At 46.8% G+C, this 25071-nt stretch carries 18 protein-coding genes; 15 read left to right on the forward strand and 3 right to left on the reverse strand.

Annotation, left to right across the window (positions count from 1 at the left end; genetic code table 11):
• Positions 1-259: 259 nt before the first annotated feature.
• The 3 genes from sigK to AC1DVJ_RS06850 all read left to right on the forward strand — a co-directional run bounded on the left by sigK (position 260) and on the right by AC1DVJ_RS06850 (position 2843).
• A complete protein-coding gene (gene sigK, locus AC1DVJ_RS06840) occupies positions 260-961 on the forward strand; it encodes an RNA polymerase sporulation sigma factor SigK (protein ID WP_477589383.1) in 702 nt (233 codons plus the stop codon).
• Between the two features lie 63 nt (positions 962-1024).
• Positions 1025-1696: an ABC transporter ATP-binding protein gene (locus AC1DVJ_RS06845; protein WP_477589384.1), complete on the forward strand. Its 672-nt coding sequence runs from the start codon at positions 1025-1027 to the stop codon at positions 1694-1696.
• Between the two features lie 238 nt (positions 1697-1934).
• Positions 1935-2843, forward strand: coding sequence for an AraC family transcriptional regulator (locus AC1DVJ_RS06850; protein WP_477589385.1), 909 nt, complete (start codon positions 1935-1937; stop codon positions 2841-2843).
• A 13-nt stretch (positions 2844-2856) separates the two neighbouring features.
• Here AC1DVJ_RS06850 and AC1DVJ_RS06855 read toward each other — a convergent pair whose 3' ends face one another.
• Entirely contained in the window at positions 2857-3603 is a 747-nt protein-coding gene (locus AC1DVJ_RS06855; RefSeq protein WP_477589387.1) for an NHL repeat-containing protein, read from the reverse strand.
• A 245-nt stretch (positions 3604-3848) separates the two neighbouring features.
• Positions 3849-4652 (reverse strand): phytanoyl-CoA dioxygenase family protein, encoded by an 804-nt coding sequence (locus AC1DVJ_RS06860; RefSeq protein WP_477589389.1) that lies wholly within the window; start codon positions 4650-4652, stop codon positions 3849-3851.
• A 329-nt stretch (positions 4653-4981) separates the two neighbouring features.
• On the opposite strand from AC1DVJ_RS06860, the gene AC1DVJ_RS06865 reads away from it, so the two are divergent.
• The 12 genes from AC1DVJ_RS06865 (at position 4982) to AC1DVJ_RS06920 (ending at position 23847) form a co-directional block, all read left to right on the forward strand.
• Positions 4982-6790 carry an ABC transporter ATP-binding protein gene (locus tag AC1DVJ_RS06865; RefSeq protein WP_477589390.1) on the forward strand — a complete coding sequence of 603 codons (1809 nt, stop codon included), beginning with the start codon at positions 4982-4984 and terminating at the stop codon, positions 6788-6790.
• Positions 6747-8612: an ABC transporter ATP-binding protein gene (locus AC1DVJ_RS06870; RefSeq protein WP_477589391.1), complete on the forward strand. Its 1866-nt coding sequence runs from the start codon at positions 6747-6749 to the stop codon at positions 8610-8612. Before AC1DVJ_RS06865 ends, AC1DVJ_RS06870 begins: the two co-directional genes overlap by 44 nt.
• On the forward strand, positions 8599-9759 hold the full coding sequence (locus tag AC1DVJ_RS06875; protein ID WP_477589392.1) for a trans-sulfuration enzyme family protein: 1161 nt from the start codon (positions 8599-8601) through the stop codon (positions 9757-9759). Before AC1DVJ_RS06870 ends, AC1DVJ_RS06875 begins: the two co-directional genes overlap by 14 nt.
• Positions 9760-9804: 45 nt before the next feature.
• The gene (locus tag AC1DVJ_RS06880; protein ID WP_477589393.1) at positions 9805-11217 is read left to right on the forward strand and encodes a Sapep family Mn(2+)-dependent dipeptidase; all 1413 of its coding nucleotides are present in this window, start codon (positions 9805-9807) and stop codon (positions 11215-11217) included.
• A 113-nt stretch (positions 11218-11330) separates the two neighbouring features.
• Positions 11331-12107, forward strand: coding sequence for a phytanoyl-CoA dioxygenase family protein (locus tag AC1DVJ_RS06885; RefSeq protein WP_477589395.1), 777 nt, complete (start codon positions 11331-11333; stop codon positions 12105-12107).
• A gap of 36 nt (positions 12108-12143) precedes the next feature.
• Positions 12144-15374, forward strand: a complete 3231-nt coding sequence (locus tag AC1DVJ_RS06890) for an alpha-mannosidase (protein ID WP_477589396.1) — start codon at positions 12144-12146, stop codon at positions 15372-15374.
• 128 nt (positions 15375-15502) lie between these two features.
• A complete protein-coding gene (locus tag AC1DVJ_RS06895) occupies positions 15503-17311 on the forward strand; it encodes a sensor histidine kinase (protein WP_477589398.1) in 1809 nt (602 codons plus the stop codon).
• On the forward strand, positions 17286-18929 hold the full coding sequence (locus tag AC1DVJ_RS06900) for a response regulator (RefSeq protein WP_477589400.1): 1644 nt from the start codon (positions 17286-17288) through the stop codon (positions 18927-18929). Before AC1DVJ_RS06895 ends, AC1DVJ_RS06900 begins: the two co-directional genes overlap by 26 nt.
• A gap of 78 nt (positions 18930-19007) precedes the next feature.
• Positions 19008-20090 carry a beta-galactosidase BglB gene (gene bglB / locus AC1DVJ_RS06905; RefSeq protein WP_477589402.1) on the forward strand — a complete coding sequence of 361 codons (1083 nt, stop codon included), beginning with the start codon at positions 19008-19010 and terminating at the stop codon, positions 20088-20090.
• A 156-nt stretch (positions 20091-20246) separates the two neighbouring features.
• Positions 20247-21218: an ABC transporter permease gene (locus tag AC1DVJ_RS06910; RefSeq protein WP_477589404.1), complete on the forward strand. Its 972-nt coding sequence runs from the start codon at positions 20247-20249 to the stop codon at positions 21216-21218.
• Between the two features lie 25 nt (positions 21219-21243).
• Complete coding sequence (locus AC1DVJ_RS06915) at positions 21244-22161, forward strand: carbohydrate ABC transporter permease (RefSeq protein WP_477589406.1); 918 nt, start codon at positions 21244-21246, stop codon at positions 22159-22161.
• A 78-nt stretch (positions 22162-22239) separates the two neighbouring features.
• Positions 22240-23847 (forward strand): extracellular solute-binding protein, encoded by a 1608-nt coding sequence (locus tag AC1DVJ_RS06920; RefSeq protein ID WP_477589408.1) that lies wholly within the window; start codon positions 22240-22242, stop codon positions 23845-23847.
• 101 nt (positions 23848-23948) lie between these two features.
• On the opposite strand, the gene AC1DVJ_RS06925 is transcribed toward AC1DVJ_RS06920, so the two are convergent.
• Positions 23949-25022 carry a M42 family metallopeptidase gene (locus tag AC1DVJ_RS06925; protein ID WP_477589409.1) on the reverse strand — a complete coding sequence of 358 codons (1074 nt, stop codon included), beginning with the start codon at positions 25020-25022 and terminating at the stop codon, positions 23949-23951.
• Positions 25023-25071: the final 49 nt, after the last annotated feature.

Raw genomic sequence — 25071 nt, forward strand, 5'->3', positions numbered from 1 at the left:
AATACGAACATTATTTAATGTCAATGGGATAACCGTTCGTGAAAAATGGGTTTGAGGTGGAAGGTATCTTGTTTCGTACGAAGATGTATTTTAATTGATAGTTTTTTTCGAAAAAAGTAATTACCATTGGCACGACATATTCAGGTAAGTATTTACGTACATGCACTTCTAGGCTCACACCCACATACACTAATACTAATCACTAAGCGGAGGCTTCCAAAACAGCTAAGATCCGCTAACACTGAAGGGGGTAGCTGGAATGCCTGGATTCTTTAGCGCAATAGCCGTATTAATAAAGCAGCTAACTTTGCTTGTATCCTACGTAAAGAACAATGCGTTTCCACAGCCACTAACAGAGGAAGAAGAAGAACGTCACTTGCGGCAAATGGCTGAGGGGAATGAGCATTCCAGAAACAAGCTGATTGAACATAATCTAAGACTTGTTGCGCATATCGTGAAAAAATTCGACAATACAGGAGAAGATTTGGAAGATTTGATCTCTATTGGGACTATTGGACTGATCAAAGCTATCGAATCATTCTCCCCAAACAAAGGGACGAAGCTGGCGACTTTTGCAGCACGATGTATCGAGAATGAGATCCTGATGCATCTTCGCTCGCTGAAGAAAACACGTAAAGATGTGTCCTTGCATGATCCAATCGGAACGGACAAAGAGGGGAACGAAATAACTTTGATTGACATCCTCGGCAGCGAGGCGGACGATGTGGTGGATGCGGTGCAGCTGAAGATTGAGAAGTCGAAAATTTACAGAAATCTGGAAATACTGGACGACCGCGAGAAGGAAGTTGTGGTTGGTCGGTTTGGATTGGAGCTTGGCGGCGAAGAGCGAACGCAGCGAGAGATCGCGAAGGAGCTAGGGATTTCGCGTTCGTATGTGTCACGGATAGAGAAAAGGGCGCTGATGAAGCTGTATCATGAGTTTTATAAGGCGAAGCGGTAAGGTCGACGAGTTGGTGAATCGCAGACTTCATTCATTTGGCATCAAATAATGGGGGCGAAGACTATGGCAGCCTTAATCCAGATTGAGCATGTCAGCAAGTTCTATTATATGGGCGGAGAGACAATAAGGGCTTTGGATGATGTTTCGCTGGATATCACGCAGGGTGAGTTTGTCGCTATTATGGGGCCGTCGGGGTCTGGCAAGTCCACGCTGATGAACATAATAGGTTGTCTGGACGTTTCGGACGAAGGGGTCTACACCCTAGATGGGAAGCAGATTCACGCTCTGAAGGATTCACAATTGGCAGAGATTCGGAATCGGAAGGTCGGGTTTGTTTTCCAGAGCTTCAACTTGCTGCCGAGATTAAGTGCTTATGAGAATGTGGAATTGCCATTGATTTATCGCGGATTGTCGAGAAAGCAGCGGGAGCCGCTCGTGATGAATGCGCTGGAAGAAGTGGATCTGTTGGATCGTCGGAAGCACTTTCCTTCGGAACTGTCTGGCGGACAGCAGCAGCGTGTTGCGATTGCTCGAACATTGGCGGGAGATCCACCGATCATCTTGGCGGATGAGCCAACAGGGGCTTTGGATTCCAAGACTGGCGTGGAGATTATGGATATTTTCCGGCGGTTGAATGAGCAGGGGCGGACGATTATTGTGATTACGCATGATCGGCAGGTTGCGGAGCAGGCGAAGCGGGTTGTTAGGTTTCGGGATGGGCGGTTAGTTCATTAGATTAGGATTGAAAATACAACTAAGAGTGGCCTTGCGAGAAATCGTAGGGCTATTTGATTTATCAAGGTAAATGAAAACGGCTAGGTCTGACTTCGTCTCACGGTCTTTAACGCTTGTTGCTGTATCTATCTGTCGACCGTCGACACTGCCATTCCTCGAATCATCGACCACCTTGTCTTTCCCTCCGCATCATATGTTATACTTGGAGCACACTCTAACTTCTAATAGGAGGTTCGATATGACCCGATTCAGCAATTACGCTTACCTAGAAAGCCCTGATTTTCCGTTCCATTCAGGATTATATCGGCTCGAATCCGGCAAGAACATTGAGACGCATTGTCATGAATTCATCGAGTTGGTATTTATTACAGAGGGTTCGGGGATCCACATCTACAAAGGGGAACAATATAACATCTGTGAGGGCGACGTATTTATTATCGAGCCCGAGGTCGAGCATAGTTACCTGGTTGACAACGGTCTCAGTATGACTCTCTACAACATTTTGTTTCACAAGTCATTTTTGTCTCACGAATTGGAATCGCTTTCAAGAGTGGCGCCATTTGTCAACTTTTTTTATGTGGAGCCATTCTTAAGGTCGACACTGCAGTTCAATTCCCATTTGACCTTAGAGCCCCAGCAACGTATTGAAATCATGCATAAGATCAACCACATCATGAAGGAGTACAGCGAAAAGCAGATTGGCTACCGTATTTTGGTGAAAACAGGACTGATTGAGCTGCTTATCAATTTTAGCCGATACTATGAGTTACAGCTGCATCGTCCCATGACATCTTTAGGCTCCGAAAGCCAGATAATCGAGCGAGTTTGCGATTATATTGAGCGTCATTACGCCCTACCGTTATCCTTGCTCCAGCTTAGCCAAATGTGCGGGATGAGTATGTCATCTTTTACCGCCAAGTTTAAATTATATACGGGTAAAACATTTATCGAATTTCGCAACGAGTCCCGTATTCGAATAGCAAGAATGCTGCTTGCGGATACGGATGAAAAAATAGTCGAGATTGCACAACAAGTCGGATTTGACGATCTCAGTTCGTTTAACAAACTGTTTAAGAAAGTGATCGGTGCTTCGCCAGGTACGTACCGACGTCAACACCGATCTATACTGCATCATTCTATTACTTAATTCATTCTGCTTTTTATGACTGACGAATCAGCTTTGTCACTCGACCATCGGAGATCCATTCTGCCAAGTAGACGTTCCCTTTGGAGTCGACGCATACCCCGTGAGGGGAGCTGAACTTATCCGGACGATAGTACGATTTAGGTAAGTTCGGCCATCCCACCTGCTTGTAAGCCTGCTGATCCTCGCCGAGATGCGTGATCAATCGATCCTCGGCATCAAGTACTGTGATCCGGCTATTCAGGTCCGGCAAATACACTTCGTCCTGCCAGAAATAAAAGCTACAAGGGAGGTCCAGATTATGCTCAACATAACGCTTATGACGGCCATCCAGCGTAAAGACTTGAATACGGTGGTTGCGTCGGTCCGCCACATAAAGCTCAGGCTCACCTTTGCGCAAATTGATCGAGATCCCGTGTGGCTCAATAAGCTGTCCCTGCTCTGAACCGCGTCCGCCCCAGCTGCGAATATAGGCGCCTTGTGCATCATACTGGTGAATGTAGTACTGTCCGTACCCGTCTGCTACATATATGTCGCCATTCGGCGCGGCACAGACATCGGTAGGGACATAGCGGCGTTGTAAGTCATATAGGTCTGGACGGTTTGGAGGCTCGATACGAAGCAGTACTTCACCCTCGAGAGTCGTTTTTACAATGAGGGAACGTTTCGTGTCGGCGAAGTAAAGGAACTCTTTACCTTCGGCGTCGCGGTGTAAATAAAAGCCGTGAGCACCGCCTTCAAACTCTTCGCCCCAGGATGTCAAGAAATGGCCGTCCTTGTCAAACACGATAACGGACTGCTTGCCGGTATGGTGGACATAGACCCGATCTTCGGCATCAACACAAATGCCGTGGGTGTACCCGTAAACAATATTTTCCGGCAGCTTGCCCCAATCTGGACTCACTTTATATGAGTGAGTGGCATTACCGATAGTAAGACTCTCTGGCATGGGTTCAATTCCTCCTGAATGAATATGATAGTTTTTTTAAAAAATACTGTGGTCGTTAGCTATAGTGGATTCACTCGTGCAAGAAGAGGGAAGAGACTTCCTCTAATCGGCTTGCCGATCTCAAGCTCTTGTCCGTTCGTAACTGGATGCGATTTGCCGTTATAGGTCGTTCCATCCGGTACGTATATGATCGCCAGCGCCCGACGAGGCTTGTTGGTTACATTTGCATGCGCATAGTGAAAGGTTAAGCCATCATGGAACGTACAGCTGCCAGCCTTCATCGGGCAGATGATCGACTTCGTATGCTCGTGCTCCGTGCCCTTCGTATATTCGAAAATGTCTTGGGGATTGGCCAAATCAATCGGATTCAGTTTGCCGATTCTCTTAGATTCCGGGACGAACATCATGCATCCGTTCCGCTCATCGACGTCGTCAAGTGCGATCCAGATTGACATAGCCCCATCCTCGTTCATAGGCCAATACGTGGAATCTTGGTGCCAAGGCGTCGGCTTGGAGTCTCCCGGCATTTTGAGCAGAGCATGATCATGAAACAACCGGATACCGGAAGCACCGGTAAGCAAACGTGCCATCTCGGCAAAACGCCCATGTGTGACGTAGCGAGCCATTCCGGCGTGATCGCGCCATGTGTTTACTCGCTGATTCAGCACTCTGTAATAGGCTCCGCCTTGTTTGTCGGTTTGAAACGACATCCCCTGGTCCGCACCCATCGCTTCGTCCAAATATTCCCTCAGTTCATTCAATTCGTCAGGGGTTAAAACGTTATCCACCTGAACGAAACCGTTCTTGCGATAAAAATCGATCTTTTCCTTCTGCAGTAGGTTTTGTGCCAACACGTTATTCATTTGAGTCCTCCCTTTGTGATTAGGTTGTCTAACAACTTTCAATAGGATTTTACGCTATAAATGTATCGCAGGACGGACGTACTTTCTTGGAAAATATGCCGAAAATGTAGGGCAATCTGCCAACGCATATCAAGACAATCACCATGGCAGCAGCTGACGGCAATTAGATTAATTTTCAATGGTGCGATTAATAACATCAATTGAACGAGTTAAAATGCAACATGTAAAAATAACTAATAAAAAGTAAAGGTCTTCCTATGTGAACCGCCTTACGTTTTCTCTAGAATGAAGGATAACCAAAAGAAATGCATACCGAAGGGAGTTGCCCGATGGAGAGCTTTAAAGCCCTTAAGAATTATTACCGTGATGAACGAAAAATCATCGCCTTGGCAGTCCTGTGTTTAACCCTCAATACGGCATTGGGCCTTGTATACCCACAATTGCTCCGTTATCTTATCGACGTCGTCATCGGTCAAAAGCGATTTGAGCTTGTACCTCATTTGGCTGTTTTTGTGATCATTCTTGTGAGTGTGAAAGCGTTATTCGGCTTTTTGTACGGACACCTAGGAGGACGTGCAAGTAACCGTGTTGCGTTACGTTTGCGAAACGCTCTCTACAATAAGCTGCAGAAACTTTCGTTTACGTTCTATGACAAGTCCAAAACGGGTGACTTAATGTCCAAACTTACAGCTGATCTGGACCAATTTCGGCATTTTGTCGCATGGGAGTTTGGGCATTTCATAAACTTCTGCAGCTGCATCATTCTCGGCACTATATTTATGACCACCATCAATTGGAAGTTAACGTTGATTGCAATGGTGACGATGCCGGCTATCGGATTTTTAGCAGTTCGGTTCCATGAAAAGATCCATCCAGCATTTCGTTCGATTCGAGAAGCTCTCAGCAGGATGACTTCAGGAGCTCAGGAAAATATATCGGGCGTTCGGACGGTCAAGTCGTTTGCTCGCGAATCTCATGAAGTGAAGAAGTTTTCAGAGAGAAACCGGGTTTACCAGGATAAAAACATCGAAACCGCGAATATTATGTCCAAATATTTTCCTGCCATGGAAATTACCGCAAATATGAGTGTTGTTATTCTGATGGGAGCTGGCGGTTATTTGACGCTGCACGGGCAGCTTTCTGTCGGTGAATTGGTGGCGTTCTTCGGAATGATCGGATTCATTATCGGTCCTCTTTGGTCGCTAGGCTACCATATTAATATTTACACGCAAACAAAGGCTGCGACTGAACGTCTGGTAGACCTCTTACATCAGTATGAGCATATAAAAAACAAGCAGGATGCACGGCCGATAACTGATGAACAGTTCAGAGGTAATATTCGTTTTGAAAACGTTTCCTTTTCTTACGACGGTCAGCAAACCGTATTAAAAGATATGTCGTTTGATGCTCCTCCGGGACATATCATTGGCTTACTTGGAGGAACGGGCTCGGGTAAAACGACTACCGCACTGCTTATGTTAGGCGCTTATTCGGTCAAGGAGGGGAGAATCACAATCGATGGGGTTAATATCGAGGAATACCGACTTGAGCAGTTTCGCGAACGAATGGCTGTCGTGTTTCAAGAAACGTTCCTCTTCTCATCGACGATTCGTGACAATATTGCATATGGGCTAAACGACGCGACGACGGATCAAATCGTCGCCGCCGCTAAACTGGCGCTAGCCCATGAATTCATTATGGAGCTTCCATTAGGCTATGATACGGTCGTAGGGGAACGCGGACTCGGACTATCGGGCGGTCAGAAGCAGCGAATTGCGATCGCAAGGGCTCTGATCCGAAAGCCTCGTATCCTTATTCTCGACGATGCCACCAGTGCGGTCGATATGGAAACGGAGTATGAAATCCAAAGGAGCCTTCGTTCTCTCCAGGGCACGACCATCTTTATTATCGCCAATAGGATCTCGTCGCTGCAGCATGCGAATGAAATCATTGTGCTTGAAGAAGGCATGACGGTCGAACGGGGCACTCACACCGATCTTCTGAGCAAACAAGGGCATTATCTTCGGACCTATCGCATCCAATATTCGGACTATTTGGAAAATCAGCTGACAGAATTGGTGGAGGGGGAGAACATTGAGCCAGACGAAATTCAGAGAGACCACGCAAAGCAAGCATGAAATTCGGCATCAGGGACGCCCAAGATTCGTTTACCAGGAAGACGAAGAGATGGAAAAAGCATTTAGCTGGAAACAAATGCGAAGGCTTCTTCATTACTTGCTCCCATACAGGCGGCAAGTTATCCCAATGAGTTTGCTTTTTATGCTTGTTGGGACGGTTACGAAGCTAGGCATACCGCTGCTCATGAGCTGGTGTATCGACAAGGTACTGATGAAGGGCAACGGCAGTATGCTTCCGTTATATGTGGGGAGTATGCTCCTTTTATACGTACTTCAATGGGGTGCGAATGTCGGCCGGATTCGCTTGACGAGTGTTATGGGACAGAAAGCTATTTTTGATTTGAGGGCGGATTTATTTCAACATATTCAGAAATTGTCCTTCCGTTTTTTTGATAAGCGTCCCTCGGGCTCCGTGCTTGTACGGATCACCAATGACGTCAATTCCCTGCAGGATCTTCTCGCGAACGGGGCCGTCAATACACTGATCGATTGTATTCAGTTGATCAGCGTCATGGTTATTTTACTTTTCTTGAATGTAAAGCTCGCACTTGCCATTATGCTGATCGTTCCGCTCATGTTCGTCGTGTCACAGACGGTCCGCCTTGGAATTCGTCATGCATGGCAGCAGGTGCGGACACAGCAATCGCAGATTAATGCTCACCTTAACGAATCTATTCAGGGAATCCGCGTCACACAGGCTTATACACAAGAGCAGGCGAATATACGATATTTCTCAGAAATGAATGAACAGAACCGGTTAAAATGGAACCGAGCCATGACAATAAATAATACTTTTGGCCCCCTGATTGAGATCACGATGGCAGTCGGTACGTTCATCCTGTTCTGGTACGGATCCTATCAAGTTCAGTCAGGTGCGATCACGGTCGGGATGTTGGTGGCGTTTGCCAATTATATCGGAAGCTTTTGGGAGCCGATTAATCGCCTTGGGGGGATGTACTCCCAGCTTCTGGTAGCCATGGCCTCGTCAGAACGTATTTTTGAATTTTTAGATGAAAAGCCGATTATCGATGACAAGCCAGATGCTGTAGAGTTACCTCCTATTCAGGGGCGGATCCGAATGAATCAGGTCGGATTTGAATACGAGGAGGGGAGGCCTGCATTGAGAGGGATTACATTGGAGGCCGAGCCCGGTCAATCGGTAGCGCTTGTAGGCCATACAGGATCGGGGAAAAGCACAGTCATTAACTTGCTTTGCCGCTTTTATGACCCGTCGGCAGGGAACATCGAAATTGACGGATTTAATTTGCGGGACGTCACTTTACAAAGTCTTCGAACGCAAATCGGGATTGTTCTGCAGGATACGTTCATATTTTCAGGCTCGATTCGAGACAACATTCGCTTTGGCAAGCTCGATGCCTCGAATGAAGAAATTGAATGGGCCGCAAAGGCAGTCCATGCCCACGATTTTATCTGTAAGCTCCCGAATGGCTACGATACAGAGGTGGAGGAACGAGGAAATATTCTGTCAATGGGTCAAAGACAACTGATATCGTTTGCCCGTGCGCTGTTAAGCGACCCGCGCATTCTCATACTGGATGAGGCGACCGCCAGCATTGATACCGAGACGGAACTGAAAATACAAGAAGCGTTGAAGGTATTGCTTGCCGGAAGAACCTCCTTAATAGTCGCGCATCGATTGTCCACGATTCGAAACGCCGATAAAATAATTGTCTTGGATCACGGAATAATCAAAGAAGAAGGCAAGCATTCGGAGTTAATGGAGCGTCGCCGTGATTACTACGGATTAATCAAATCGCAATATAAATTAATTGAAGAGGGGCTACAGCGTGAACGAGCATAAAAGTTCTGAGTCTTGGAGCAAGGAAGACATTTGCGCTCATCTAGGGGATGACTATGATCGGTTTCATGGGGCAATCATTCCGCCGATCTTTCAGAATTCGCTGTTTACGCGGAAAACGATCAATCATGGATACACGTATACGCGAGTAACAAACCCTACGACTGAGGTTCCGGAGAAGAAAATTGCCGCTTTAGAGGAGGGGGAAGAAGCAAAATGCTTCTCCTCCGGTATGGCCGCCATCACCTCATCTCTTTTGAGTGTGCTCGAGCAGGGGAGCCACGTCATATGTCCGAAAAGTGTCTATACGCCGACAAGGGCATTTTTGGAATCGTATATGAACCGATTCGGTGTGGAAGTGTCATTCGTTGACTCGGAGTCTGTGGAAGCGTTTGAACAGGCGATTCGTTCGAATACGAAAGCGATCTTTTTGGAAAGTCCGGTTTCCAACTTATTTACAATGCAGGATTTGGCGGAGCTGTCTCGGCTCGCGCGCACCTACAATATTAAAACAATTATCGACAATACATGGGCGACCCCCATGTATCAGAATCCGATCCGGTACGGGATTGATCTGGTCGTTCATTCCGCCTCTAAGTATTTGGGGGGGCATAGCGACATCATCGGCGGTGTAGTCATCGGTAAAAAGGATACGATGACAGAAATCATGCACCGCGAGAGAGGTATGCTCGGCGCTATCATGGATCCTCATCAGTCCTGGCTGCTGCTTCGAGGGCTTCGGACACTTCCGATCAGGATGCGACAGCATCAGGAAAGCGCCATGAAGGTGGCGAAGTTTTTGGAAGATCACCCGGCTGTTTCAAGCGTTTACTATCCGGGTCTAGCAAGCCATCCTCAGTATGAGCTCGGACGTAAGCAAATGTCTGGCTACTCCGGTTTGCTAAGCTTTATTCCGAAAGGCAGCAATGAACAAATTCGAGGTTTTATGAAGGGCTTGCAATATTTTGAGGAGGGGCCGAGCTGGGGAGGATTTGAAAGTCTAATCAATGGACCGGGACTTGGAATTTCAGAAGAAGCTTCCCGCATTACTGGCATTCCTTCGGGTTTACTTCGAATCTCAGTCGGTCTGGAGCAAGCGGAAACCCTTATCGAAGATTTGGATCGAGGCCTGCGCTCCATGAAAGCTTGAACGCACATTTGATCTGACGTTTCCTGATTACAGGAGGAAATTAAGATGGAGAATCAACAAATGATGATTATTGGTGACAGTATGTCCCGTTATCGGGAAGAGATCGTTCGTCATATTGCTGAATTGGTTAAAATCCGGAGCGTCCAAGAGGAGGGAGAGCCGGGAAAACCATTTGGTAGAGGAGTCAACCGAGCTCTGGAGTATATACTTACTTTAGCAGACTCCCTAGGTTTCCGGACTGCAAATATAGACGGATACGCTGGCCATGCCGAATATGGGAGCGGTGAACGTTTGACGGCAATTTTAGTTCATTTGGATACAGTTCACGAAGGTACTGGGTGGAGTTATCCACCTTTCGGAGGCCTTATTGAAGAAGGGAAAATCATTGGAAGAGGGGCTTCCGACAACAAAGGGCCGGCCGTTGTCGCCTTATTCTGTATGAAGGCCATTCGCGACCTTGGCCTCCCGATCTGCAGCCGGATTAGGATTATTTTCGGAACGAACGAGGAAAGCGGAATGCAAGATATGGATTATTATTTTTCCAAAGAACCGCAGCCGGATTTTGCGTTTGTTCCGGATGCTGGTTATCCGATTTTTAATGTGGAGATGGGTAACGTGAATGTTGCGATATCTCAAACCACTAATCGGCAGTTTGACCAAGAGCGGATCCCAATTGTTAGTCTGGCAGGTGGAGTGCCGATGGTACTTGTGCCAGAGATGTGCAAGGTCCGAATCAAATCTGATTTGCTAACGGAAGCCGACAGGAATGAGCTGCTGAAAAGTCAAACGAATCTGATAGTGGAAACGAAGGAGGAAGGAGATATTGAAGTCACGGCAGACAGTGTAGCCGCAGTTCGGTCCAGTAATGCGGTAGCCGATATCATGGAATGGCTTGACGGTCTCCGGTACAAAACCGATGCCGACCCGATGGTAGTTTTTCTAAACGATAAGCTTGGACATGAGACTTCCGGAGAATCGCTCGGCATACACTGCAGCGATGAGGCTTCAGGATCTACCGTTGTGTTTCTCAAGCAAATTGTCAAAGAAAATGGTATCRTAACCGCTGTTTTAAATATTCGCTACCCGGTTACTGCGGACGGCGACCGTTTGCTGGGGATCGTTGAGGAACAAGCTCGATCATACGGGCTGAAAATGAATATAATCCGTCATCTTCGTCCTGTGTATGTCCCTCCCCAGGCTCCGATCATCCGTCTGTTAAGCCAGGCATTTGAACGTTCCACAGGAGAAAAAGCGGAGCTGCTAAAAATGGGAGCGGGTACTTATGCTCGTAAACTGAAAAATAAGGGTGTTGCCTTTGGTGCTGGGCTGCCCGGAGGCATCAATACGAACGTACATCGACCTGACGAGTTTGTCCGCATTGAAGATATGATGAAACACGCGGAAATTTGTCTACAGGCACTATATGAGCTAGCGACAGCAGATACGGAGCTTTCTTAAAAAAGGATGGCAGTGAATAGTCTAGACTTCTTCACTGCCATCCCTTTATATTCGTAAGGATCGGAAGGAACTGCCCCGTTAATTAATACAAATTTAAAGGAGACTGACCTAAAATGAACGCTCAACCGACTAAGGCAAAGCAACATTACGATCAGTTCGGATACACGGTGTATACAGATGTTTTGGATATGGAATTGATCCGAGAAGCACAGGAGCATATAGCCTGGTTGATGAAGAAGCATCCGGACAAGCGTCCCGAACTGCTGACCCATAATTTGGTTGCCAACGATCCGTTCTGGATTCGTCTGATCAGCGACCCGCGTCTTCTGGATATTGCCGAGCAATTCATTGGCCCGAACATCGCATTGTTCGCTTCCCACTACATTTGCAAACCCCCGTACGATGGGCAACCTGTTCTTTGGCATCAGGATGGCAGCTACTGGCCGCTTGAGCCTATGGAGGTTGTGACCTTATGGCTGGCGGTGGACGACTCGGTTCGGGAAAACGGTTGTATGCGCGTAATTCCCGGTACGCATACGATGCAGTTGCAGCAGATGCACACGAGGAAGGACATTCCGAATGTTCTCGATTCCGAGGTGGATCCGTCTCTTGTGGACGAAGCCAAAGCGGTCGACTTGCTTTTGAAGGCAGGAAGTGTTTCTGTTCATAATCCGAACATTATACATGGATCTGAGGCAAACCATTCAAATATGAGACGCTGCGGATTGACGATCCGTTATATTCCGACGACGACTCAAATTACCGCCCCGGGGCAGTGGGCATCCGCTTTCTTACTTCGTGGGGAAGCCGTTCCTGGCATAAATACCTATTTGCCGTTTCCGAGATATGTGGAGGGCGAGCATATGCCGTTTCGCGGATGCAAGCTATAGCGCGGGCATTCGGAGTAAAGAAGGGGAGGGGAAGGGATGGACATACCTAAGGTGTTATCAGAATTAGCTGGTGATATCGACCGGCTCCGTGGAGAACTTCATGCAAAAAAGGAGCAGCTTCAATCGATCTCTTCTCTGAAAACATGGCATTATACAAACAGCATTGTTCCGGTACAACAATGCCCGGTCCAGCATAAGGAGTGGACGGAAGCCCACATTCGGTTTGCTTGGCCTCCTCAAGATAGCGATAAGACGTTTTATCGTCAAATTCGACTGCCGGCACAAAATATGGGGCTTGACCTCGTTCAGTCAGAGGCTTTTCTCGAACTTTGTCTTTTGATCGGTTCACAAATATATATTAACGGCGAGCTTGTGTATGCAGTCGACTATTGGGCGGATACGAAGGTCGTTCCGATCCCGCTGACGAACTCGGTTCGCGGCAATGAAGTTTATGACGTCGTTATCCATTGCCGCAAAGGTGACGGCTTCGGTTATTTCCATGACGCGGATCTTAGAATAAGCGCGGTGGAGGAATGGTTCTATACGTTAGATACGTTCTCAGAGGAGCTTCGATTCGTTCTATTTATGCTGCAGAACGGGGATACAGAAGAAGCTGGTCTGATCGAAGCAGTAAAGGACTCCTTGGAAGCGTTTCCATATTCGGCGCTCAAGGATGACAGCTGGGAGGAGCTGAATTATTCCATCTTGGCGGTACGGGAGAAGCTTCGTTCGTTTGAGCCTTATGCGAAGCGTTACCGAATTTATTTGGTAGGCCATGCCCATATCGATATGAACTGGCTATGGCCTTGGAAGGAAACGGTGGATTTGATTCGCAGGGATTTCGAATCGGTAAACGCCATTATGGAAGAATTCCCGGATGTTTGTTTCTCGCATAGTCAAGCCGTAACTTATAAAGCCATGCAGGAGCAATATCCTGAGCTGTGGACACAGGTCAAGGCGCGAATCGATCAAGGACGCTGGGATGTAACGGCCGCAACTTGGGTGGAAGGCGACTTAAACATGGCCGGTTACGAGACCATGATTCGTCAATTCGTTGAAGGAATCTCATATTGCCGAGAGCAGCTGGGAGTATCCCCGGAAATTTGCTGGGAGCCGGATACATTCGGGCATCCAGCTACGATGCCGAAAATTCTAACCCATGCTGGGCTGAAGTATTATTATTTTTGTAGAGTGGGTAAAGGCGTCCCGCTATTCTGGTGGGAAGGTGACGACGGCTCGCGTGTCCTTGCCTTCAATGATCCCCGTCACTATAACGGAAGGATTTACGCTTCCGACATCGTTCCTGGTACGATCGAGATGGCGAGAGCATACGGATTGCCCTGCAATATGTATGTGTACGGAATAGGCGACCACGGAGGCGGCGTGACCAAGCAGGATATACGCAGGGGATTGAGGCTGAATGAAAGCCGGCTTTTGCCTCAGTTCATATTCTCTGGTAGTACGACATTCTTTCGGGAGGTGGAGCAATCGGGCATCCGTTTGCCGATAATTAAGGGGGAACTGAATCCGGCCTTCGAAGGATGCTACACATCTCACGGTGACATCAAAAGAGCAAATCGGGAAACGGAACATGCTCTTGTACAGGCGGAATGCCTGGCGGTGATTGCCGATTTATATCCGCCGGCAGCATTAAAGAAAGCGTCTGCGATAACGGAAACGAGAAAAGCTTTGCAGGAGCCATGGCGTACGCAGTGCTTCCATCAATTTCATGATATCATATGCGGTTGCGCTATTCGTTTGACTTATCAGGATGCGGTCCCAGCGTCGCGAAGCGCACGCTTAATTGCAGAAAACGAGGCGTACCGGGCAATGGCGCGAATGGTTCCGCCTCTCCCGGCTCAGGGGTTAGAAGGTGGGAGCCAAAGCAACATTAATCCGATCGTCACTGTTTTCAACACGCTATCCTGGGATCGGACCGATGTCGTTATGCTGAACCGGAGCAAGTACCCGCAGATAGACAATTGGGAAACCGGCGATGAGTTGATTGATGGAGCGGGAAACCGGTCTATGATCCAAAAATTGAAAGACGGTTCAGCAGTTTTTTTGGCCGAACGAATTCCCGCCTTTGGCTTTGCCTCATATAGTTATTCGAAAGGTTCCACTGCCAAACCTACAGCGGGAAATGACGTTTCGGCAGTCGGCGGAACACAGGTGCTTGAGAATAGCCGGTATCGTCTCTCGGTCAACGGCGGTACCGGCATCGTCTCGAGCCTCTATAACAAAACGCTCCGCCGTGAGTTGGCGCGGGCCGCAGGCTTTAACCTGTTTGAAGTGCACGACGAAGCCCCTCACGGCATGTCCGCTTGGAACATTGGTCCGATCACTCGGATTCATCGGCTTCTCCGCGGTTCAGAGGTTTATCTAGGCGAAAGCGGGCCGGTGTTCCAATCTTTAATTGTCGTACACCGCCATCAATCCTCTGAAATTCGACAGGAGATACGAATGTATGTAGGAATCGAGCGAATCGATTTTTTAACCAAAATCAATTGGCAGGAAAAGGGGACGTCCGAAACAGATGCCCCAATGCTAAAAGTATCGTTTGCGACTGATTTAAGAACGCCGGAAGCCTTATTCGACATTCCGTTCGGCACAATTCGGCGCGATCCTAACGGGCAGGAAGTGCCAGCCCTTCATTGGTGCGGCCTATCGGAAACGAATTCCGAAGGCTGCGGGATTGCACTGCTTAATAACGGGAAATACGGCTGCTCCGTCCAAGGCTCGACAATATCGCTCACTCTTCTTAGAAGCTCTTACGAGCCCGACAACCTACCGGATATCGGTTTGCATGAATTCGCCTATGCGATTTATCCTCATGATTTCGAATGGAAAGAAGGACAAGCTGATCGAAGGGCGTGGGAGTTCAATCAACCTTTAGCTGCATTTATGTCTGAAATAGGCGATTCTCCGTTGCCAGAAGCATTCGGCGCACTTCGAATTGAGGAGCTTCGCTCCACGGGGTGGCAGCCGTCCGAAAGCTTGCTTGCAACGGCGCTTAAGCCGGCTTCCGGAAGCTCCGGTTCGCATGCGGATTTCATCGTGCGGATTTTTGAGTCACATGGAAGATCGGTACGGGCTCGACTTGCGTTCACGTTCCCGATCGAATATGCGGAAGAAGTGAATCTTGTGGAAGACAGGATAAGACGCTTACCTCTCGATAAACAAAATGAACTCGATTTAGGGACGATAATGCCTGGAGCGATTGTTTCTCTGCGAATACGGACAGCGTTGAACGAGAATTCGAGTTAATAAAATTCGAATCGGATAGATCAGGAACAACCCCTGGTCTTTTCGTGCATTTAAAATTAACAGATGAGATGGAAGCTGCTATGTTATGATACAAAAAGGCAAAACATTCATTTCAGAGGGTGACAACGTTGAAAAAGTTTTTTGTATATTTATCCAACAGGCGACTTCGTACGAAATTCCTGTTTTCCTTCCTATTGATCATTATGATTATGGTTCTGATGATCGGGACGGTCATTTATAAAGTATCTGTCGATACTATAAAAGACAATACGGCAAACTACTCCCACTTCTTGATTGAACAAGTCGGCATTAACCTCGACAAAAGGACGATGGATATAGAGGAACTCGCCTTCGAGCAGTTTCGGAATTCAAATCTCGATCAAGCTATCGTCCAGGAGGGCGATGAGCAAATCAGAGATGTGCTTCGCAGCAAACAAATTGCCAGTTATTTGTCTAACCTACTCTACTCTCGCGAATATTTTAAATATGCCGCGTATGTTGAGCCTAATGGCGATCCGCATGAAATCAGCAGAGTGTTCGGAAAAGCTACGATGGCTGTCGGATTAGATCCGGTTTTCCTCGACAAAGCTAAGCAGAGAAGAGGCAAGGCATTCTGGGGCAACGGTGCGGAAGGAACGCTTCAGATGACCAAATCGCTCTATGGGTTAACTTCGGGATCTTATGTCGGAATAGTCATTCTGGGTATCGACAAAAAATATTTTGAAAGCATTTACTCGGAGATTAATCGCTTAACTAGCTCGGATATATTGATTTTGAACGAGGACAACCAACTCATCAGCAGTGGAGACAGAGTTCCCATTGCGAGATTTTTTATGGATAATAATTTTTACATGAAGGGAAATGGAGCCGGTTATTCCTTTCAGTGGAACAGGACCGATTATTTATATACGGTACTTACCTCATCGATGGAAAAGTGGAAAATTATACAAATTATTTCGGTTGACGAATTGACCAAGGGGGCGTCTGCGATTTCCCTTTGGACAATCAAAATTATCATCATTGCGCTTATCGTCTCGTTTCTGCTTGCGGCTATTTTGTCAAAAAGCATTACAGTCAACGTTCAAATGCTTCTTCAAAGTATGACGAATTTTTCCGTCGATATTTCCCATAAGATCATTGTGCCAAAGGGACGAGATGAAGTCGGATTACTTGCGGAAAAGTTTAACGTAATGGCGAAAAAAATAAGCGAGCTTGTCAATACCGTTTACAAAGAGAAGCTTTTAAAGCAGAAGGCGGAGTATCGAACGCTTCAATTTGAATATAAAGCGTTACAGGCTCAAATCAATCCGCATTTTTTGTATAACACCCTAGAATCTATTTATGCGCTAGCCAAGTTGAGCAGCGAAGATAAGATCGGCGAATTGATATATTTGCTCGGCTCCTTGCTGCGCGAAAGCATCGCAAAGAAGGGAGATACGATCACACTGCGGGATGAGCTCGATTTTATAAGGAAATATTTGGTCATTAATCAGATTATTTATGAAGATAAAATAGAAATTTTCTATGAGCTCGATGAACAATGGATGGACACCTTGGTCCCCAAATTCATTCTGCAGCCTCTTATCGAGAATGCAATTAGGCATGGAATCGAAGAAAAGCCTGGCAAAGGGGTGATCCGAATTTCCTGCCGGTCCGAGGGTCAAATTTTGATTTTGGAAGTGTCCGATAACGGGATCGGCATGGACGAACAAACCATCGACCAGGTGATGAATCCATCGAATTACCCCGATCAGCCCGTAAAAGATAAACATACGAGGGTTGGCATCTTAAGCGTTCATAAGCGAGTCGGGATCTTGTATGGCGGTGACTACGGTTTATCGATCCAAAGCGTTCCTGGCGAATATACGACAATTAATATTCGTTTGCCTATTATACGGGAGGAAGATCGAGATGAAAAAGAAAGTTATAGTGATTGATGATAAGCCTATTATCGTGAAATCAATCGTCCATACGATCGACTGGGAGAGTCTCGACTGCGAAGTTGTAGGTCAAGCGGAGGATGGGCTTGAAGGCGAACGGTTGATTCTAGAAAAGCACCCTGATATTTTAATTACGGATATCCGTATGCCCGGGCATGATGGCCTATACTTGTCGGAATTGATGCAAACCAAGCTCCCCTGCTCCAAAACAATTCTAATTACGGGTTATCAGGAGTTTGAATATGCTCAACGAGCGGTTCGTTCAGGAGCGTTTGATTTAATCGTAAAGCCCATTCGCAACGATGATCTTTATAAGGTTGTCCAATCGGCGGTCAGGGAGATCGAGGCCATGAGGTCCGAGAAGCAGTCTGTCGAGCAGCTTAACCGTGAATATTTCGACCTGGAGCAGCGTCATAACAGCAGCATTCCGTCTTTGCGCAGCAAATGGATTACCGATCTGATCGGGGGGAAAACGGAGGAGGAAATAAAACGTCTCGAGTCTGTTCAGAAGGAACTGGGCATTTTTCACTTCAGCAGATTTTCACTTATTGCGATCAAGCCCCAGCCTGGGAGCGGGCATGATCGCGAGCACCTGTCCGCCATTTTCCGCAAACAAATCGTCGGTACGGTGCTTGAAGCTTCGCATAAAGACGAGCTTCAAATCATCGACGCCTATTGGAATAACGACTTGTTGTTCGTATGCCTGTTTCCCCGTATCCCCACTACACGTGAAGCTCGCATAAAACTACAATCGCTTGCATCCGATTGGCTGAAGCGAATTCGAAAGCTAGGCGGCCATCGCTGCCATATTGCAGTTGGCAATTTATGGAAGTCTTTGGAGGAGCTAGGGGAGGCGTACAGCGAGGTTAAAGGTTTGATGGAGTCAGGGTTTTTCCGGGGGGAAGAGGAGGAGATTCTGCTGCAGAATCCGAATCCGATATCCCGAGAAACGGGGAAATTTTCAATTATCCATGATCTTGAGAATTTTAACCGAATGCTGGAGCAGTCATCCGGCCAGGATATTATCTGTTACTTGGAACGCTTTCTGGAGCAGATTCGGGTATACAGCGAGGGAAATATTTTGGTTGTGAAGGGTCTCTTGTCCGAAGTATGCCTTGCTACCGCCCGTTATTATTTTCGATTGACCGGGGATGAGTTTGGACTAGGCAAGAGCATCGATCAAATGCTCGATGACGTTTTTCGTTTAAATAGTTTAAAGGAAGCATCAGATTATTTGGCTAGTTGGATCGGAATTGTCAAGCGCAAGGTGGAAGGAGGAGACAAAGAGTACAGCTTGATGGTTAAGAAGGTCGTAGACTATATCAACACCCATTTCTCCGAAGCAATCAATCTGACCTCCGTCGCAAACCATTTCGGTATTAGCTCCAGTTATTTAAGCCGACTTCTTCGGATGGAAACGGGCATCAACTTCGTAGATCTGGTGTCAAAGGCTAGAATCGAAGTGGCAAAACGTCTGCTGCGAGATCCTAAATACAAGGTGAACGAGGTTGGTGAGATGGTCGGATATAAGGAATATGCTTATTTCTATCAAGTGTTCAAGCGAGTCGAGGGGCAATCTCCTAAGGAATATAAGAACGGAAGTAAAGAAATCTAATAAAACCGTTAAATACACGTATGTAAACCTTTCTTGTTCTATTTTAAAGTAGTAAATGAACCAAGGGAGGGAATATGGATGATACGACAATTGCAAAAGGACGAAATTGAAAATTTAATTCGTAATGTTATTTCAGGTATGCAGGGCCTCGAAATCACGATCCAAGAGGATACGCCAGTCAGTATCATCTCGATGGATAAGTGGGATTGGTCACAAGGAGTCGGGCTATTCTCGCTCTACCAGTATTATTTGGAGACAGGAAATAAATCGATTCTGTCCTATCTGACCGATTGGTTCGACAATCGCATACGTGAGGGCCTTCCGGCGAAGAATGTCAATACGATGTGCCCTCTTCTAACATTGAGCTATCTTTACGATATGACGGGAAACGCCGATTATTTGCGGATATGCGAAGAATGGGCAAGCTATGCGGCCGACGAGATGCCACGAACGAAGGAATTCGGCATTACACACAATGCGATCGACAACCCGAATCAAGGGGAACTTTGGGACGACACGTTGTATATGACGGTCCTATTTCTGGGAAGAATGGGCGTTCTTCTAAATAAAGAACATTATGTTCAAGAAAGTATTCGGCAATTTCTTGTGCATCTCAAATATTTGACAGATACCCGAACCGGCTTATTCTATCATGGCTGGACATTTGAGGGTAATCACAATTTTGCTAAAGCGCTTTGGGGAAGAGGGAACGCTTGGTATACCGCAGGCCTAGTCGATTTTCTCGATATGGTTAAACTCCCGCTCGGCGTTGAGCTCTTCCTCATATCTTCCTTGGAACGGCAGGTACAGAAGCTTGCGGAGCTCCAGTCTCCAAGCGGTCTATGGCACACGCTTTTGGATGATCCGACTTCCTATGAGGAAACATCGGCAACCGCCGGATTTGCATATGGCATCTTGAAGGCGATCCGTAAGGGGTATTTAAGCGAATCGTACAAAGAAGTAGGGATTAAGGCGTTGAATGCGGTTATCGGCAAAATCGACGAAAAGGGAACGCTTCAAGACGTATCCTATGGGACAAGAATGGGAAATACATTGGATTTCTACAAGCAAATTCCGAAATGTCCTATGCCTTATGGACAATCCATGGCCTTACTGATGCTGGTAGAAAGCTTGAGACATGTCGAAGAAGTTTACTGTTAAAGAAAACTAATAAAATGTAAAGATAGTCACATTTGTAGCGCTTACATAATTTCGTATACTGTATCCAAGGCGGTTAATACACGAATTAATAATCGGATTGTAAGCGTTTCCGTTAGTTGATTTCTTTTTCAATCCATATTAGGGGGGGTTCGCTATATGATGGAGGTGGAGACTCACTCCGTAAATTTAACCAAATTGGATAAAGTTGACGTCCCTGCAAAAGTGGGGCCGATCCAGAAAGAATTGAAGAAAAACTATGATTTGTATTTGTTGCTCGTCCCCGGTTTCTTGTTTTTCCTGATCTTCTCCTACGTACCAATGTTCGGTCTGCTCATCGCTTTTAAGGATTACAATTTGTTTAAAGGAGTTTTTGCCAGCGATTGGGCCGGATTGGACCACTTCAGAGAAATGCTTAAAATCCCMGCTTTCTGGCAAATGATTCGAAATACATTAACCTTGAACGTTCTCGGTTTGATCATCGGCTTTCCTGCTCCTATCATTCTCGCATTAATGCTGAATGAAATCCGAGCGAAGTATTTCAAACGAATTTCTCAATCTCTTCTATATCTGCCGCATTTTATGTCTTGGATTGTACTTGGCGGCATCGTGTACAATATTTTATCGCCAAAATACGGAATTGTTAATGAAATTATGAGAAATCTTGGCTTACATGACTTTTATTTTATGGCCGATAAAACCTGGTGGGTTATTGTTTATACGCTTTCAAGCGTATGGGCGGGAGCCGGATGGGGTACGATCATCTACCTGGCAGCTATGACGGCCATAAATCCTTCCCTTTATGAAGCTGCAGTCATGGACGGCGCTGGGCGCTTTCGAAAAATCTGGCACATCACCATTCCAGGTATCATGCCGACGGTCATTGTATTGCTGATTCTTACAGTCGGTCATATGGTCTCAATCGGAATCGAACAGCCAATGGCACTTTCAAACCCGGTTGTTACAAATGTATCTGAGGTTATCAGTACTTATATTTATTCGGTTGGGATCAAGCAGGGACAATTCGGTCTGACGACGGCGGTAGGCATGGTTCAGTCGGTCATCAATCTCATTCTTGTCTTAGGGGCCAACTACGCAGCCAAACGGATGGGTCGCGAGGGGATTTGGTAGAAGCTTTGGAGAGGAGGACAGCCATTTGAATTCAATAGTAAGCAACAAACTTAGGGGACTTTCCCTCAAAAAGTATACGCCGGGTGAGATCATCTTTAATGTGTTAAACTACAGTTTACTCATTTTTTTTACTTTTATTTGTCTGTTTCCGTTCCTCAATTCGGTCGCTAACGCTTTTAGCAGCAGCCGAGCGATCCAAACGGGTTTGGTCTCTATTTTTCCCGTTGAATGGCAATGGGATGCGATGAAGACCGTTATAAGCGATAAACAAGTCATAAGGTCGTTATTAGTAACCGTTTATATTACGGTTGTCGGAACATCACTAAATATGTTGTTTACGATCATTACCGCGTATCCGCTCTCTAGAAGAGATCTGAAGGGACGTACGCTTTTTATGAACTATATGATTGTTACCATGCTGTTCGGCGGCGGCTTGATTCCATTTTTTCTACTGGTAAAAGCACTTGGTATGCTGAATACGCTATGGTCGGTCATGATTCCCGGATTAATCAGCACCTTTAACGTCATTATTATGAGGACCTTCTTCCAGAGCATCCCCGATGAATTGCGCGAAGCTGCAATCGTTGACGGCTGCGGCAACATCCGTTTCTTGGTTCGAATCGTCCTTCCGCTCTCGGCAGCTTCAATGGCGACTATCGGATTGTTTTATGCGGTAGGCCATTGGAACTCATTCTTCAGCGCAGTTCTCTTCATCAATGATCCAGATTATTACCCTTTGCAGGTTAAACTGAGGAACATTCTGCTTCTCGCGCAAATGGATACTTCTCTTGAAACGTTGCAGCAGCAAAACCAACTTCATGTAATTGAGGAATCACTGAAATCGTCAACAGTCGTATTCGCTACATTACCGATTCTTATCGTTTATCCATTCCTGCAAAAGTATTTCGTCAAGGGAGCCATGATGGGCTCTATCAAAGGCTGACAGGCAGTGAGAATACCTGGACAATATGTGTGGGGAATCTCATTAATATTAAACCTGTTATTAAAAGGGGGATAAGGCATGAAGAAGGGTCTTAAGCTTTGCTTGGTACTCACCATGGTCACTACTATTTTTGCAGGCTGTTCGAAGAGCAATGATGCCGCTACCAGCACTACCGTAGGAACTACACCACAGGCTACAACCAAAGCTTCTGAAAAGCCTCAAAAGGTAAGAGTCTCAGTCTGGGATCGCTCGAACGCACCCGATGGGACGAAAATTACCGACAGTGTCCTCGTAAAATGGATTCAAGAAAACGCATTGAAAGAAGACAATTTGGATGTGGAATACGTCGCGTTACCGAGGTCTCAGGAAACGGAGAAGCTTAACGTGTGGATGGCTTCCGGCGAGGCGCCAGATATCGTGATCACTTACAACGCCGACTTGGTATTTCAGTATGCCGAGCAAGGGGGAGTATGGCAGCTTGATGAGCTGCTGGACAAATACGGTCCCGACATCAAAAAGCTGATTAAGCCTGCTCTCGACACGGCAGGTACATATAAAGGCAAACGCTACGCGATTCCAGCCCAACGCATGAATCAGGATGTAGGATCATCCATGAAAATTCGTCAAGATTGGCTCGATAAGCTTGGGATGAAAGCACCGACCACGCTTGATGAACTGTACACTACACTTAAAGCTTTCAAGGAGAAGGACCCTGGCGGGGTCGGCAAGGATAACGTCGTACCTTGGGCAATTCCAGCTATCAACCAAGGGGCAAAAGCATTTTTCTTCGGTCCGATGTTTGCAGCTGGCGTGAACAACGATGGCCCAGCTTATGACCTTTATATGCCGAACGGCAATCTAGTAAATGGTCAGTTCCATTCGGCTATGGACACTCCGGAAGGGAAGGAATACTTCACCTTCATGAATAAGGTTTACAAAGAGGGGTTAATCTCCAAAGAGTTTGTTACAGATGTCAACTCGCAGAAATACACACAGCAGTATACATCTGGACAAGCAGGCTTCGTCGATTCCAACGATGATCCGTGGACGTTAAATACGGCTACAAGGAAAACGGTCCCTACTGCCAAATGGGTAACACTTGCGCCTCTCAAACGAAAAGATGGAAGCCAGAACATGCCGAAAGCGGCTATATTCGGATTGTTCAACATGATTCCGAAAACGACTAAAAATCCGGAATCGGCGGTCAAATTCCTTAACTTTATGGCGAAGCATATTAACGTTGTCCAAAGTGGTATTGAAGGCGTTCATTACAAAGTTGACGGTGGTCTTCGACTCCCAATCGATGCGGATAAGAACGCGAAGGAAATCAACTGGTACGTCGGAGACCTGAATCTGCTTACGCAAGGTTACATGGGCGCTCCAACCAAGGAACAGCTTCTTAAACAGGCTCCGACTACACCTGAATATGCGGAATTACTGGCTCCTCACTATGATCAATTCGAGAAGTTCGGTAAAACTACACCGTTTATCGACAGCCCGCGTCCGGTCGCTCAGAAGAATATTGTGAATCTTACCAAGTACGGCTATGAGGCGCTATCTAAAGCCATTATCGCAACCGACTTTGAGAAAGAATGGGCCAGTACGGTCGACGGTTGGGTTAAGCTCGGCGGACGCGACTATGACAAAGAAGCTTCCGACAAGATTGCTGAAATGAAGAAAAAATAATCATACCCCAAAAAAGGCCTGCATCATCCGGGAAACCGGAAGATGCAGGCCTTTTTTAACAAAGTCCTTCCGCTTCCTGCTGGAAGCGGAAAGGTGGTGAGTTAAGCGAACGATGTGACAGTATCATACATCGTTTTGTCTGATGCACGAATCAGCTTTATAAGCAGCTCTTTGGCAGCGTCATAATCATCCGTATGGATCATGGAAGCGGACGTGTGAATATAGCGGGCGCATATTCCAAGCACAGCTGTTGGAACTCCTCGTCCATGGAGATGAATTTTGCCTCCATCGGTCGCTCCTGGCGAGATAAAAAACTGATAAGGGATTTGGTTGGTTTCGGCAATATCAAGAATGAATTCCGTTAACGTGCGGTTCGGGACGATCGAGCTGTCAAGGATTCGAACGACGGCCCCTTTTCCGATGAGGCCTAGAGCATGTGGATCACCGCTGGCATCGCCGGCAGGTCCCGCCTCTAATGTATAGCACAAATCCGGATCGATAAGTGCGGCTGCGGTTTGCGCTCCACGCATGCCGACTTCTTCCTGTACGGTCGCACCTGCATACAGGGTATTCGGCAGCGAATCAGATTTCAGTTCTCGAATCAAATCGATAGCAAGTCCGACTCCAAAACGGTTATCCCAAGCCTTGGCCAATATCTTCTTCTCATTGCCCAATGGTGTGAACTCGCTCACGGGTACAATAGGCAGACCCGGACGAACCCCCATACTCAACGCATGATCGCGATTGTCCGCTCCTATATCGAGAAGCATCGCTGTGATTTCCACCGGCTTGCTTCGCTGTGCTTCGTCCAGCAGGTGACGAGGAGTGGAAGCGATGACTCCTAGAACGGGACCTCGGGACGTTATGATTTGCATCCTTTGGGCGAGCAGCACCTGATTCCACCAACCGCCTAAAGCTTGAAAGCGGATCATGCCATTGTCGAGGATTGTCGTCGACATGAAGCCGACTTCATCCATATGGCCACCGGCCATAATTCGCGGACCTGCCGGATTTCCTCGGAGAACCCCGAATAAACTCCCTAGACGATCTTCCACAAACTCTTCGGTATGTTTCGCCAATTCCTCACGAAGGAACCGCCGCACCTCGTGCTCAAAGCCGGGTGCTCCAGGAAGCTCCGTCAACGTTTTAAACATTTGTTTTGTCGCCTGCTCCATTCAAATTTCCTCCAATCCAGTTTCTCTTTACCAAGTTATCCCGAGTCCG

Source organism: Paenibacillus sp. P4_A9, from assembly GCF_056402415.1.

Coding starts and splice junctions, on each gene's coding strand:
- AC1DVJ_RS06925 (WP_477589409.1), bottom strand. CDS start 25,022: ATGGAGCAGGCGACAAAACAAATGTTTAAAACGTTGACGGAGCTTCCT.
- AC1DVJ_RS06920 (WP_477589408.1), top strand. CDS start 22,240: ATGAAGAAGGGTCTTAAGCTTTGCTTGGTACTCACCATGGTCACTACT.
- AC1DVJ_RS06860 (WP_477589389.1), bottom strand. CDS start 4,652: ATGAATAACGTGTTGGCACAAAACCTACTGCAGAAGGAAAAGATCGAT.
- sigK (WP_477589383.1), top strand. CDS start 260: ATGCCTGGATTCTTTAGCGCAATAGCCGTATTAATAAAGCAGCTAACT.
- AC1DVJ_RS06885 (WP_477589395.1), top strand. CDS start 11,331: ATGAACGCTCAACCGACTAAGGCAAAGCAACATTACGATCAGTTCGGA.
- AC1DVJ_RS06845 (WP_477589384.1), top strand. CDS start 1,025: ATGGCAGCCTTAATCCAGATTGAGCATGTCAGCAAGTTCTATTATATG.
- AC1DVJ_RS06890 (WP_477589396.1), top strand. CDS start 12,144: ATGGACATACCTAAGGTGTTATCAGAATTAGCTGGTGATATCGACCGG.
- AC1DVJ_RS06865 (WP_477589390.1), top strand. CDS start 4,982: ATGGAGAGCTTTAAAGCCCTTAAGAATTATTACCGTGATGAACGAAAA.
- bglB (WP_477589402.1), top strand. CDS start 19,008: ATGATACGACAATTGCAAAAGGACGAAATTGAAAATTTAATTCGTAAT.
- AC1DVJ_RS06900 (WP_477589400.1), top strand. CDS start 17,286: ATGAAAAAGAAAGTTATAGTGATTGATGATAAGCCTATTATCGTGAAA.
- AC1DVJ_RS06850 (WP_477589385.1), top strand. CDS start 1,935: ATGACCCGATTCAGCAATTACGCTTACCTAGAAAGCCCTGATTTTCCG.